This is a genomic window from Shewanella sp. WXL01 (assembly GCF_012263345.1).
GTDB classification, from domain to species: Bacteria; Pseudomonadota; Gammaproteobacteria; order Enterobacterales; family Shewanellaceae; genus Shewanella; species Shewanella maritima.
Genome location: NZ_JAAIKQ010000003.1, coordinates 192,054 through 204,914, shown reverse-complemented (window position 1 = coordinate 204,914; position 12,861 = coordinate 192,054). Strand labels below are relative to the sequence as shown.

The following is a 12,861-nucleotide window of genomic DNA, read 5'->3' as shown; positions in this document are numbered from 1 at the left end:
AACCTAGTTAGATTTGTGGTTAAACCAAGACAAAGACTCAAGCTGTTCAAGCCCTTTAGGTGTGGTAATAAGAGTGAGCAGCACGGCTAATCTGTCGAATATTAAATGCCACTCCTGACTAATTTGATACTCAAGCAAACTGCCCTGCCAACTGTTAAAAAACTGTCTTGCAAGCGCATCAGCATCAATATCATCCCGGACATCGCCTTGCTGTTGTGCACGCATAAATTGCTCAGCAAGCGACTCTAACCATTGCTGCTCAACCTGCATTAGCGCCTGGCGGCAAAGTCCACTCGATTGCGCAATTTCAGACGCCATGGCCGCAACGAGGCAGCCGCAATTGTTGTTATCGACTACGCGCTTTTGTACCTTGTCGTAAAAGGTCAACGTCAGCTTAACTAGCTCACTCTGTTGGCTATGGTTTGCAGATAGCTCCCGATACTCTTGTGCGGCTAATGCGCCATAATGGATAACGATTTGCGCCACAAACTCTTCTTTACTTGCGAAGAAGTTATAGAAAGATCCTTTTGGCACGCCAACCAAATCAAGGATTTGCTTAATCCCAGTACCGTGGTAACCATGAGCCAATAATTGCTCCATGCCTGCTGCAAGTAGCTCATCTTTTAAATGATCGTTTTTACGTGGTCTTGCCATAACACCGCTTAATTCAATAGCTGATTAACTTCACTTGCAGCCAGTTAATGACCGCTCGTCTTAAAACTAAAATCGAGTTTACAGACACTCGTCTTAAAATTCAAACTTTGATTATAAATGGCTGTTTTCAATTGGAAGCGAATGGGCTTTTAAAAGGAGATATCAAGAGTAAGAAGTTAACAAACACGTCAATTGAAGCAGCTCGCGAACTCGTGGTTTTATCACCAATACTAGCTATCTGCTCATTGCCTCCATACTCACTGCACAATTTCACAGTAACTTAGCATCATCCCCTGTGAATACCCTGGCCCAAGAGGAATAAACCATGACACGAACACTTGTGATGACCAGCCTGCTGCTAGCTCTATTTAGCCTTTCAATAAGCTCAATTGAAGCGAGAGAGCGTGGTCAAAAACCACCTAGCTTTGAAGAAATGGATACCAACGGCGACGGCGTGCTGTCTCAAGATGAGCTTAAAGGCAGACTATTAGAGGATTTTGAGCAGCTAGACTTAGATGGCAACGGCACCCTGAGTGAAGATGAGCTTCCTGAGCCACCGCAAAAACGCCGCTAGTTAACCTGACCACCTTCTAAAGAAGGTGGCTTTGTGTTGCCCCCCTAAAAAGGGGGGCTTCAGTGGTTTTGTATTCTCAATAGCATCTATAAGTGATGATATTTAAAGCCTTTGAAAACATGGATATTTTCGTTGAGCCTTCTAGTAAAACAAAGGGGGGGATGTGCTTGCTGCGTGCTTTAAATATCATTACATAGCAGGCTCAACCTAACATGTCATGTAAACAGAAATACAGGCAAAGCCTACTCGATGATAACCACCTGCTGAAGTAGGTGGTTTAGGGCTGAAAACAAAAAAATGCCGCGGCGCATTTCACAGCTAAATCCACGGCATTTTTGCTATCTAAAGCGCGACCTGTCTAGCTCTAGCACGACTTGCTTAAGACGCTTTCTCCCACACTAACTGCTCATCTAAATTGGCTGTTAAGTAATGACTAAATCTCGCTTCAAGCTGTTCACGTTTAAGCTTAAGAGTTGGCGTTAATAGCCCATTCTCAATGCTCCATGGCTCATCAACCACGATTAAATGATCAAGCTTTTGATGAGGCTCAAGCTCATTATTCACTGACGCAAGCGTATCATTAAGCTGCTGTGACAACGCTTCACGCTCTATCGTCGCCTCCGCTCCCTCACCTAACACCACCAGCGCAATAGGCTGGCTACGACCCACACCCATCACACAAACCTGCTCAATATCAGGGTTACGGCCAAGGCTAGATTCAATCGGCACCGGCGCAACATACTTACCCTTACTGGTTTTAAATTGCTCCTTTACACGGCCAATGATCTTCCAACTACCATCAGCGGTTATCTCACCTTTATCACCGGTTTTAAACCAGCCATCTTCAAACGCTGCTGCGGTAGCTTCTGGGTTGTTGTAATACTCTTTGAAAACAGCGTCACCACGAATAAGCACTTCGCCTTCATCAGAGAGTTTCATTTCCACACATGGCTGCGCAGTGCCAATTGTGCCGATATGGTCATAATCAAACGGCATATTGGCACAAGACAAACCTGAAGTTTCTGTCATCCCCCAACCTTCGCCAATGCTAATGCCTAAAGCGTGATACCAGCGCAGTACATCCGGCGAAATCGGTGCACTGCCTGAGCCAAATAATTTAGCTTCATCAAGCCCAAGCTGAGTACGGATCTTCTTAGCTACAAACTTGCCCATCACAGGTAACTTCAATAAAAACTGCAGCTTTTTATTAGGCACCTTTGCAAGAATTTGTGACTGGAACTTAGTCCATAAGCGCGGCACCGAAATAAAACTTGTTGGTTTGGCATAACGTACATCTTCGATAAAGTACTCTAACGACTCGGTAAAGTAGATATCGCAGGCTTTATATAACGATGGCAAAGCAACCACGCAGCGCTCGGTAATATGTGCCAATGGCAGGTAAGACATTAGGCGTGTTTTGTCTTCCCCAGCCATCAACTCAGCCGCGCTACATGCCGATGACGCTACGTTCTTATGAGTCACTATCACACCCTTGGCAAGACCCGTGCTGCCAGAGGTATAAATAAGCGAAAACATATCGTCGGCTTGCGCTTCATGTAGCTCTGAAATTGGCTCGTATTGAGCCAACCAGTCATTCCAATTGGCTTTGCAACTTAAGGTCGGATATGGAAAAGCAATGCTTAGCATGTCATCAGGTAACACGCTCGCTAGCGCATCTTGACTGTCGAGCTTGCCAACGAATATCGCCTTAGCACCACTATGGCTCAATACGTGTTTAATGTTGTCGGCATTGGCGGTTGGATAAATAGGCACACTAATTAACCCAGCCATCATCATCGCCATGTCGGTAATAAACCACTCGGCAGAATTCTTAGCGATAATGGCAACCTTGTCACCTTTAACTAAGCCATGGCTCAATAACCCCTGGGCAATTTTACGCGCCTGAGTGTCAGCCTGCTTCCAGGTGTAGGTATACCATTGACGATCTACTGGCTGGTGTAGCCAGGTTTGATCTGGGTGATTGGCAACATTATGCTGCATCTGCTGCAAAGGGAGGCGGTAGTCCATATTATTGTTATTTCCTCTAACTGTGTTCTCATCAGTAAAGTACTCCTCAACCTTCACTTGTCCCCAACTTGCACCGCCAGAAATGCTAATCAAACTGATTGCTGTTTACCTGACTAAATACAAGCAACTGTTTTTAAGTTAATACCAAAACGCACGATTTCACATACCTAGCTAGAGGTACATGGCCGCTTTTATGTTGTAAATAGAGTAAAAACTTAAAGCTATGGTTTAACTTGCCACTCAAACGGCCAATAATCCAGCAAAATTAGTAATAACTTATTTATTCTCCAGCTCCGTTTGAAACCACGACACATACAATGTAATTACAGTTTCCGCTGCATCGCATCCATTTAGATGTTTAGCGAGCACTAATCATTGAAGAAAACAGAATTAGATAAGGGATACGAGTTAAACCGCATATGTTGTTCAAAGGGCAAGCTATGAACGCTGGCTAGTTGAGGGTAACTCTGACAGATAAGCCTAAAAGGAGCCCAAAACAGGTCTTGATTCAAAAAAAACTGCAAGATGCTCTGAAAACGACAGTGTTAAATCAGTATTTTTTGGTAGCTAACTAATCAAAATCTGCATTAAAACGTGCAGTGCGAGCTTGGGCCTCTGTGCATTGTGTCATGGCAATCAGTTCAGCCAGAGTTAAATTGGGCGATGCGTTAATCAATCTAACTAACTTAACCTCGATTGGCTCCAACTTGTCAGCATGTGGCACCATAGCCTTAGCAAGTCGAGTGGTAAAATAACTGTAGCTGTCACCTAAAGTTTGAACGTGTTCAAGCACTGCCTGCACTTCACGTGCATCACCTTGCAACAGCCAGTTTCGAGAGCGGCGCACGCGTTTTAACTCACAGCTAAAATTGACTGCGATTAGTTTGAGGGTTTGTGCTTGCTCCCGACCAATGCGATGGATTAACGCCGGAAAGCCAATAGAAATAACACTGTTCATACCCGCAAGTTTACTCTGACCCAAATGTTAACGCACCATAAAATCAAACTGTTAAGTAAGCTGCTTTGTTCAGCTATTGCTGACATGTGCTAAGCTGTGTGCAGTTTAACTTAATAGCAATGTTAACTTGCTAAAACTAATACCAATTTATTAGCGATTGGCTTTTTGCAGGAGGCAACACATGCAAGACTATGTAGACAGTATCGATATTAATCAGTACTTACCTATGGTGATTGAGGGCGCTACCAATGTGCTACTCGCCGCAATCATTTTAGTTGTAGGTTTATACCTGGCAAATAAAGCCAGCAGCATCATTTTCCGTATTGGCGAAAAGTATGAACGACTTGATGATACTTTATTTCGCTTTTTAGGCAGTGTTGCCAAGTATATTATTCTGGCATTTGTGGCCATTGCGGTGCTAAACCGCTTTGGCGTGCAAACCGCATCAATTGTTGCCTTGCTCGGTGCGGCAGGTCTAGCGGTAGGTTTAGCGCTACAAGGCACACTATCAAACCTAGCTGCTGGCGTAATGCTACTAATGTTCCGCCCATACAAGGTTGGCGACTTCATTAGCGCTGCAGACCGTTTTGGTAATGTGCAACAGATTGATTTATTCACTACCATACTTAAAACCTTCGATAACCAACACATTATCATCCCTAACAGCCAAATCTGGGGCGCTCAGATTGTTAACCACTCGTTCCATGATATTCGTGGTGTCGATATGCATTTTGGTGTGGCATACAAAGAAAATACCGCAGAAGTGCGCAAGGTAATTGATAGCGTGCTAGCTGCGCATCCGCACATTCTAAAAGACCCGGCGCCATTTGTTGAAGTCGAAACGCTAAACGACAGCTCAGTAGACTTCCTGGTTCGTCCGTTTTGTCATGGAGAGCATTACTTCGACATTCTTTACTCTGTACCTGAGCAAATCAAAAAGGCGCTAGATGACGCCAACATTGAGATCCCGTTCCCGCACAGAAAGCTCATTATCGAAAAAGAGTCTGATTTGGGTTAATCAAAAGTTTGTTAATTAGATGCGGCTTTGTGTCTCAGTCGATATGACTTAAACAACAAATCACCCAAACTAAAGCAACAATGCGGTTCACATGGTGCAATAACTAGTGCAAAAAACTAGTGCAAAAACTATGCGAGCCGCATTTTTTATGGGTGAGTTTTATGCGGTTTTAACGTAGAATGCCCGCCGAATTTAGTCGCAGTCTTAAGCACTGTCTATAGCTGGAAGCAGAGCCTAAAGCTGCAACTACAGTCAGTACTGACTTTACCGCCTAAGTTAATACCTGTTGTTATACATCCGCTTTAGAGAGAATCATGAGTCCTGAACGCTACGCCCGCATCAATCAAATGCTTGATAATCGTCAAGTTGATTTAACCGTCTGCCTTGACCAAGTACACAAGGCGAATAACGTAGCTGCAGTAGTGCGCACCGCAGACAGTGTAGGTATACATCAGGTTCACGCGATTTGGCCAGATCACGAAATGTGGTTATCGGGCAATACCGCATCAGGCAGCCAGCAATGGGTAAAGACTAAGCGCCACGCAGATTTTAGCGACGCCAAGCAAGCGCTAAAAGCACAAGATATGCAAATTCTTGCGACAACCTTCTCTGATACCGCAGTGGATTTTCGTGAGATTGACTACACCAAGCCAACAGCTATCTTGCTTGGTAATGAGCGCGACGGCGTCAGCTCACAAGCCATTGCAGGTGCAGACCAACACATCATCATCCCTATGATTGGCATGGTGCAATCACTAAATGTGTCAGTTGCTGGCGCGCTTATCATGTATGAAGCTCAGCGCCAGCGCCAATTAGCAGGCATGTACGGCGAGCGCAAACTTGACGATGCCTACTGCCAAACCATGCTGTTCGAACAAGGCCACCCTATTTACGCCAAAGCCTGCCGCCGTAAACGTATTCCATATCCAGCCGTTGACGAGCAAGGTCAAATCGTAGCCGACAGTCAATGGTGGGAGAGGATGCGCGCCCCAGACCCTGACGCCGAGCTAGAAGCTTAAAATTGGGTCAGAGTAAACTGTTGAAACCTAATCTATTTTCCAGGTTACCAATCATTTCTTTAGCCTAATAATTAGAACGTAAAAAATTCAAACCTCTCATTTATTAACATTTGGGTCAGAGTAAACTTGCTGTGGCTAAGGCTTTAACTGGCAAAAGCTACACTATGTTTAACGCTGAGCGGTGTAAAAGGCTGCGCTATGTTATTTGAGAATTACCGTGAAACTCGCTAGGATCGCCAGTCCTATTTTTTGAAGAAACATTCCTAATGAGCACTGAGTTATATTTTGTTTACGACAGCCACTGCCCGTGGAGTTACGCCGCGACTCGAATCGTTAACGAGTTACATTCGGCATACCCTAAAATGGTGGTTAATTTGCTGCACACAGCGCACTTTATTGGTAAAGACTGCGCAGGTGAAAAGCAGGTTAATGCAGTCATCAAGGCAAGTCAGATGAAGTTTGGTAAGCTGCATTTGCAACACGTAAACAGCCCGAAGAACTCAATAAAAGCCGCTAACTTTATGCGTTGGTTGCAAGCCAAGCAGCCGCAAAAACAACTGGATGTACTAAATGCCCTGCAACACGCTCACTTTGTTGAGGGAAATCCGCTAGATAGCAAGCACAACTTCAATACGATTACCGAGCAATTTAAGCTATCACCATCAGGCAAGGTATTTAAAAATGAGCTTAGTCTAGACGCTGAACAAACACTTGAAGATATTGCAGAAATCCAGCAGGTGTTAGGTACTCAGAGCTTTCCGGCACTGGTGATGGTTTTCAATGACAATGCCATTTTTATTGATCACTCTAAATACTTAGCATCGCCACAAGCTGTGCTTAAAGATGTGGAGCAAGAAATTAAAGCGATGAGTTAATCTCGCTTCAACGTCTAGGCTTAAAATAAAAGGCCTGCAACAAGTGTGATGCTTGTGCAGGCCTTGTTAATTCATGATGTTCCAAAATAAAGTTAAGTTTCAGAGCTAATAGATACTGCGAGCGAATTTATACAACTCGACGTTCGCTCTACTTCCCCAAGTTATCCACTATTTTAGATACCGTCTGCTCAAAAACTAGTTGCTGCTCATCACTCAGCCCTTGAGTCATTTTACTCGTCACCTTTAGGTCGATATCCGCAACGGTAGCAAGCACGTCCTCACCTGCATCAGTTACGCATAAACACTGACTGCGCTTATCATTGGGGTTAGGACGTTTTGCGATTAACTCTTGATGCATCAGCGTGTTCAGAAGACGGGTGACTTGCGCTTTGTCTCTTCCTAAAAAGTTAGCTACATCAATTGCTGTGCACGCAGGCTTACCACCAATGATCTTAAGCACTCTTACATGCATTGGTGTGATACCAAGGTCTGCCTCTTCAATATGTTGATGCATTTGCTTTTTCACGGCATGCAGTAGCTTAAAAATGTTCTCTAGCGAAGCTGGTTTACTCATCAACTCTGTCTCGATTTTGTTTATCTATCTGGCAGCAGCGTATTGCCAACCCCTTTTACTCTGTCGACATTAAACCACAAACTAGTTGACAACATCAACCAACAGTAATATAGTTGACAACATCAACCACATTAAAGAAGGATAAATGATGTCAGAACTGATGCACGACACTAACTTATCTAACTCACAGCAATCATCGACGCCACTTTGGTTAAAAGTGCTGCTGGTGACCGGTTTAATGTCCACAATTGCTGGCACATTAACGGGCGTAATGACATACATGAATCTAGGCTTTAGTGAACTGTTTTTTAGCCAATGGTTAAGCTCATTTTTGTTTGCGGCAACAACGGCAATGCCAGCGGGGTTTGTGTTTATGACCTTGTTCACTAAGCTCATCAAATATCTAACGCCAAACCTTAAAGCGGTAATGCAGAACCTTATAGTCGGCGTGTTAATGGCGGTTACCATGGAAGCATTGCTGGCATTTATTACCACCACTAACAACCTAGGTTTAAGCAATAGTGCCTTTTTTACGACCTGGTTTGACGCCTTTATCGTCGCGCTACCAATAGGGCTTGTCATCATGCTAGTTGTATCTAATACCGTAAAACCAAGGATTGAACGCATTCTGACGAGCTAATGGTAAATTTGAAAAAACACAGCTTCACCAGCTGAAGCCTGCGTTCAGCAATCACAGTCAAACATCGAGGTATTTATATGGCAAAGCACAATCAATATCGCGTAATTGTCGAGCAAATTAGTGAAGATAATCAGGCAATAAAAACACTCAGTTTCGAGTATGAAGACAGAGAAGATCTATTTAAAACTATCGAAGTCATTGGTGATCATAGCGGCATAGATAAAGACCAAGCTCCGAGATTAACGCTAGCACTTCGACTGCTAGGCCCAATGATGATGGCGGAGCGAAAACATGAGTTATTTAAAGATTTCATGCCTCATTTCAAAACCTTCATGCAAAACCTAAAATCCAAAGTAAAAAGTGCGAAACCTGCAAGCTAATATCGAGTGTAGATGCTAACAAAGGCAGGACGCCTTCCAACAAACATGGCTAACATAACGCAGAATGTAGAATTAACTGACAATATCAAACGCTAGCCTTCGCTAAGCCCTCATAGAGCACTGTTCATCATCTATGGCTTTAATCAGGCGCGACCTAACTCAAGCATAACGCTTGCTGGCAGTGATGATACTACGTATCATTGCGGATTCGTTTTTAGCCACCCTGTAGTTTCGAGAATCAGATTTATGACTCAACAAGAGCTTAAGCGTCGTATCGCCTCAATCGATATTTTACGCGGTATCGTCATTGTACTAATGCTGGTAGACCATGTGCGCGAGCGCTTCTTCTTACATGTGCAAGTGTCTGATCCAATGGATATTAATACCACAACTCCTGAGTTATTCTTTACGCGCTTAAGTGCACACTTTTGCGCGCCAATCTTCGTATTCTTAACCGGACTTTCAGCCTGGCTGTATGCCAACCCTGTCAACGGCAAGCCTCGAAGCGCACAAGATTTCTTATTAAAACGCGGGCTTATTCTGATTTTACTTGAAGCAACCGTGATCAACTTTTCTTGGTTTGGTTACTACGAAACCCTCTACCTGCAAGTCATTTGGGCGATTGGTTTAAGCATGATTGCACTCGCTTTTTTATCGAAATTGCCGCGAGTTTGGGTCGGCATGATTGGTCTGCTAATCGTATTTGGTCACAACCTACTCACACCAATTCAGTTCGCTCCGAATGAATGGGGTTACAGCCTTTGGACTATCTTGCACGACAGAGGCTATTTAATTAGCGAAGGTGCGCTGAAGATCCGTATTTCATATCCTGTATTGCCTTGGATAGGTGTGATTATGGTGGGTTGGGCGCTAGGGCCATTATTCTCACCAAGCGTTGCCAGCGAAACCAGACGTAAACAGCTGCTAATGCTAGGCCTCGCAAGCTTAGGCACATTAGCAATCCTACGCGGATTTAACCTTTATGGTGAAACGCTGCCTTGGGCAAGCCAAGGGACAATGGCGCAAACAGTAATGGACATGCTTAACTTTACCAAGTACCCACCGTCACTGGCGTTCTTATTACTTGGCGTCGGCGTTGGGTTATTGGTGTTAGCCTGGCTTGAAAACGCAGATAACAAGTTACTGGATGCGCTAAACACCTTTGGCTCAGCGCCCATGTTCTTCTACATCATCCACTTATACACCTTATTAATCGTCTACAAGGTAGCGGTCGCCATCTTCGGTACCAACACGCAATACTATGGTCAAGACTACCTGGGCTTTGCCAGCGTTTGGCAAGTTTGGCTATGTGCATTCGCCCTCACCTTTGTCCTTTACTGGCCAACAAAAACCTTCGCGGCATTCAAGCGCCGCACCAACATCGGCTGGGTAAAATACTTCTAACCAAACAGCATAATTGGGTCAGAGTAAACTCATAACTTATTGAATTTACTCGACTCAATTTTTGTAGTTTTTTGACACTTTGGGCGTGATTGATGGATAGATATTAATAACCAAAAGTTGTCAGGGTGAATTCGAATTTATCGCCTATACTTTCCCCTCTTATTAATAGCGTCTTTTTTGCAAACGGATCTTGCATATGCCTAGAACACTGAGGCTCACACCTAACGATATTCCCGTTCATGTCATCCAGCGCGGTAACAATCGCCAAGCCTGCTTTTTTGACGAGCAAGACTACATTGCCTATAGCCACTGGTTAAAACAATATGCTCACGAATATAAGGTAGATATCCACGCGTGGGTATTTATGACCAATCATGTGCATCTGTTGTGCACACCAAGACAAACCAATGGTATTAGCTTGATGATGCAAGCGCTTGGCAGACAGTATGTACGATACATCAATAAAACATACTCTCGTAGCGGCACGCTATGGGAAGGAAGATTCAAATCTAGCCTGGTACAAACCGAGGCTTATTTGCTGCAGGTCTATCGCTATATCGAGCTAAACCCAGTCAGAGCAGGAATGGTAAGCTCACCCGATGATTATAAATGGTCAAGCTACCAAATTAACGCCAAAGGAAAACATTCAGAACTTTGCGCGCCCCACGAGGTGTACCTTGCGCTTGCCAATAGCCCTCGAGCAAGACTTGCTGCCTATCAACAACTAGTGAAGCAACAGCTTGATACCAGCATAGTAGCTGATATTACTCTTGCTACGCACAAAGGGCTTGCCATTGGCGATCCTCTATTTATGTCCAGAATTGAGGCTCTCGCAGTAAGCGCAACTTCTCATGCAAAGGCGAGTTAGAAGCAGAAGCTCGCTTCCTCTAGCAAAACACAAAAAGAACTCAACAGAACTTGGCTGCAAGTTTACTTTGATCCAAATGTTATGACCCAAATGCTACTCTACCCCAAATGCAAAGGCGCCAACCTCTGCACTCTCACTAATCTAATAATAAGATTAAAAATAAGGTATAGACCACAATAAAAGATTAAGATTTAACATTTTGCTCTGACCCAATTTTACCTGGGTCAGAGTTAAAGGGTTAAGTTTATGCAACACCTTTGACTTGAGAGGCTAGCAGCCAGATAGCTAACACAAAGAAAATCACGCCCATAAACTTGTTCTGGTTAGCGCGGAATTTTTCATTCTTGAGCAAAGGTTTACCTAGGGTTCCAACTAGTGCCACCAGCAATAAGTTAAAGCTTAATCCCATAACATTAAGCAGCAAGCCTAGCGCTAACATCTGCTCACCAGAGCTAGCCGTCAATTGAGATGAAACAAACTGGGGTAAAAACAATACGAAGAAGATGAGTGCTTTTGGATTAAGCAAGTTACTGAACACTGCTCGCTTATATAACTGTTTAGCCAAATTAGATTGGCAACTTACCTCTGGCGTATCAGCTGCGCCAGAACGCATACAATCCCAACCCATTTTTAATAAGTAAGCACCGCCCAATACTCGCAAGACTTCAAGTGCCATCGGGTTCATTGCTACCAATGCTGACACGCCCAGTGCAGCAAGCAGTGTCAAGATCACACCCGAGGTAGCATTGCCAAAACTGGCATATACACCAACCTTCTTGCCATAACTAAGGCTTGAGCTGGCAATCAATAGCATGTCAGGACCAGGAATAAGCAGCAAAGCCACTACCGCACTCAAATAGAGAGGTAGTAAAGCCATATCAATCATGAAAACACTCGAGCAATAACAAAAATCAACAAGGCGCGGATTCTACAGACACTCAACATGAATAAAAGTCATGTTGGTGAAAATTGCGAAGCAATCACGGCAGTTTTTATTTACGGGTCGATTTAATAACCGATTGACTCATTCACCCGAGCAATAAAGTCGTAATCTTTACAATTTACTCTGACCCAAATGTTAATATCAATAAGTATACGGGATAGCAGTTTGTTGATTTAACGGTGCTTTTAAAACATGATGGTTAAAATTTGCCAAGTTTACTCTGACCCAATTTTTATCAGCACAGCTTTGCTTGAGGGTCTAAAGTTAATGTACTGCAGCTAACGCCTCGCTAAGGTTATCAAGCACATGAATAAAAAAATCTTATTACTATTCGCGCACCCATCTAAGCACCGCTCAGAGGTCAATTCACCATTGTTTGAATTTGCCAAGAAGCTCGACTTTGTTACAGCTGTCGACTTGTATGCAGAATACCCTGACTACAACATTGATATCGACAAAGAGCAGACTCGTTTGAACGAACATGAAGTAGTGATCTTCCAATTCCCATTTTACTGGTATTCCACGCCATCAATTCTTAAAGAGTGGCAAGACTTAGTGCTGGAATATGGCTATGCCTATGGCTCAAGTGGCACTGCACTTCACGGCAAAACCTTTATGTGTGCGTTAACCGCGGGCGGCAAAGAGCAAGCCTACCGCGCCGAAGGGTATAACCATTTTACTGTACGCGAGTTATTGCAGCCAATTGAGCAAACGGCCAACTTAACCGGTATGCATTACCTACCGCCTTTCGCGCTATTTAGCAGCCGCAGCGCCAATAATGGTAACCGCCTAGATAACCATCTTGAGCGATGGCACCGCGTACTCAATCAGCTACATCAAGGTGCGATAGAGCCCGCAAAAGTGAGCAAACTGATCACAATAAACGAGCTGTATTCAGATAAAACCAGCAGCGAGGGAGCCTAGCC

At 44.0% G+C, this 12,861-nt stretch carries 14 protein-coding genes; 9 read left to right on the top strand and 5 right to left on the bottom strand.

Annotated elements, in window-relative coordinates:
- Positions 1-3: 3 nt before the first annotated feature.
- Positions 4-654 (bottom strand): TetR/AcrR family transcriptional regulator, encoded by a 651-nt coding sequence (locus G3R49_RS09720; RefSeq protein ID WP_167869526.1) that lies wholly within the window; start codon positions 652-654, stop codon positions 4-6.
- A 325-nt stretch (positions 655-979) separates the two neighbouring features.
- Between G3R49_RS09720 and G3R49_RS20090 the strand changes: the two genes are divergently transcribed.
- Positions 980-1,228, top strand: coding sequence for an EF-hand domain-containing protein (locus G3R49_RS20090; RefSeq protein WP_167869525.1), 249 nt, complete (start codon positions 980-982; stop codon positions 1,226-1,228).
- Between the two features lie 378 nt (positions 1,229-1,606).
- On the opposite strand, the gene G3R49_RS09710 is transcribed toward G3R49_RS20090, so the two are convergent.
- Together G3R49_RS09710 and G3R49_RS09705 are read right to left on the bottom strand one after the other, a co-directional pair.
- On the bottom strand, positions 1,607-3,349 hold the full coding sequence (locus G3R49_RS09710; protein ID WP_245335324.1) for an AMP-binding protein: 1,743 nt from the start codon (positions 3,347-3,349) through the stop codon (positions 1,607-1,609).
- A 478-nt stretch (positions 3,350-3,827) separates the two neighbouring features.
- Positions 3,828-4,238 (bottom strand): ribosome recycling factor family protein, encoded by a 411-nt coding sequence (locus G3R49_RS09705; RefSeq protein WP_348633921.1) that lies wholly within the window; start codon positions 4,236-4,238, stop codon positions 3,828-3,830.
- A gap of 157 nt (positions 4,239-4,395) precedes the next feature.
- On the opposite strand from G3R49_RS09705, the gene G3R49_RS09700 reads away from it, so the two are divergent.
- From G3R49_RS09700 to G3R49_RS09690, 3 genes are all read left to right on the top strand, one after another.
- Complete coding sequence (locus tag G3R49_RS09700) at positions 4,396-5,232, top strand: mechanosensitive ion channel family protein (protein WP_130601301.1); 837 nt, start codon at positions 4,396-4,398, stop codon at positions 5,230-5,232.
- 314 nt (positions 5,233-5,546) lie between these two features.
- On the top strand, positions 5,547-6,251 hold the full coding sequence (trmH, locus tag G3R49_RS09695) for a tRNA (guanosine(18)-2'-O)-methyltransferase TrmH (RefSeq protein ID WP_167869524.1): 705 nt from the start codon (positions 5,547-5,549) through the stop codon (positions 6,249-6,251).
- Between the two features lie 266 nt (positions 6,252-6,517).
- The gene (locus G3R49_RS09690; RefSeq protein ID WP_130601299.1) at positions 6,518-7,126 is read left to right on the top strand and encodes a DsbA family protein; all 609 of its coding nucleotides are present in this window, start codon (positions 6,518-6,520) and stop codon (positions 7,124-7,126) included.
- A gap of 148 nt (positions 7,127-7,274) precedes the next feature.
- Here G3R49_RS09690 and G3R49_RS09685 read toward each other — a convergent pair whose 3' ends face one another.
- Complete coding sequence (locus G3R49_RS09685; RefSeq protein ID WP_167869523.1) at positions 7,275-7,700, bottom strand: MarR family winged helix-turn-helix transcriptional regulator; 426 nt, start codon at positions 7,698-7,700, stop codon at positions 7,275-7,277.
- 145 nt (positions 7,701-7,845) lie between these two features.
- Between G3R49_RS09685 and G3R49_RS09680 the strand changes: the two genes are divergently transcribed.
- The 4 genes from G3R49_RS09680 to G3R49_RS09665 all read left to right on the top strand — a co-directional run bounded on the left by G3R49_RS09680 (position 7,846) and on the right by G3R49_RS09665 (position 10,992).
- Positions 7,846-8,340: a DUF2798 domain-containing protein gene (locus G3R49_RS09680; protein ID WP_167869522.1), complete on the top strand. Its 495-nt coding sequence runs from the start codon at positions 7,846-7,848 to the stop codon at positions 8,338-8,340.
- A gap of 77 nt (positions 8,341-8,417) precedes the next feature.
- Complete coding sequence (locus G3R49_RS09675; RefSeq protein ID WP_167869521.1) at positions 8,418-8,720, top strand: DUF3861 domain-containing protein; 303 nt, start codon at positions 8,418-8,420, stop codon at positions 8,718-8,720.
- A gap of 246 nt (positions 8,721-8,966) precedes the next feature.
- A complete protein-coding gene (locus tag G3R49_RS09670; protein ID WP_130601293.1) occupies positions 8,967-10,124 on the top strand; it encodes a DUF1624 domain-containing protein in 1,158 nt (385 codons plus the stop codon).
- A 196-nt stretch (positions 10,125-10,320) separates the two neighbouring features.
- The gene (locus G3R49_RS09665; RefSeq protein WP_167869520.1) at positions 10,321-10,992 is read left to right on the top strand and encodes a transposase; all 672 of its coding nucleotides are present in this window, start codon (positions 10,321-10,323) and stop codon (positions 10,990-10,992) included.
- Between the two features lie 244 nt (positions 10,993-11,236).
- On the opposite strand, the gene G3R49_RS09660 is transcribed toward G3R49_RS09665, so the two are convergent.
- Entirely contained in the window at positions 11,237-11,878 is a 642-nt protein-coding gene (locus tag G3R49_RS09660) for a LysE family translocator (RefSeq protein ID WP_167869519.1), read from the bottom strand.
- Between the two features lie 363 nt (positions 11,879-12,241).
- Between G3R49_RS09660 and G3R49_RS09655 the strand changes: the two genes are divergently transcribed.
- Complete coding sequence (locus G3R49_RS09655; RefSeq protein ID WP_167869518.1) at positions 12,242-12,859, top strand: NAD(P)H-dependent oxidoreductase; 618 nt, start codon at positions 12,242-12,244, stop codon at positions 12,857-12,859.
- Positions 12,860-12,861: the final 2 nt, after the last annotated feature.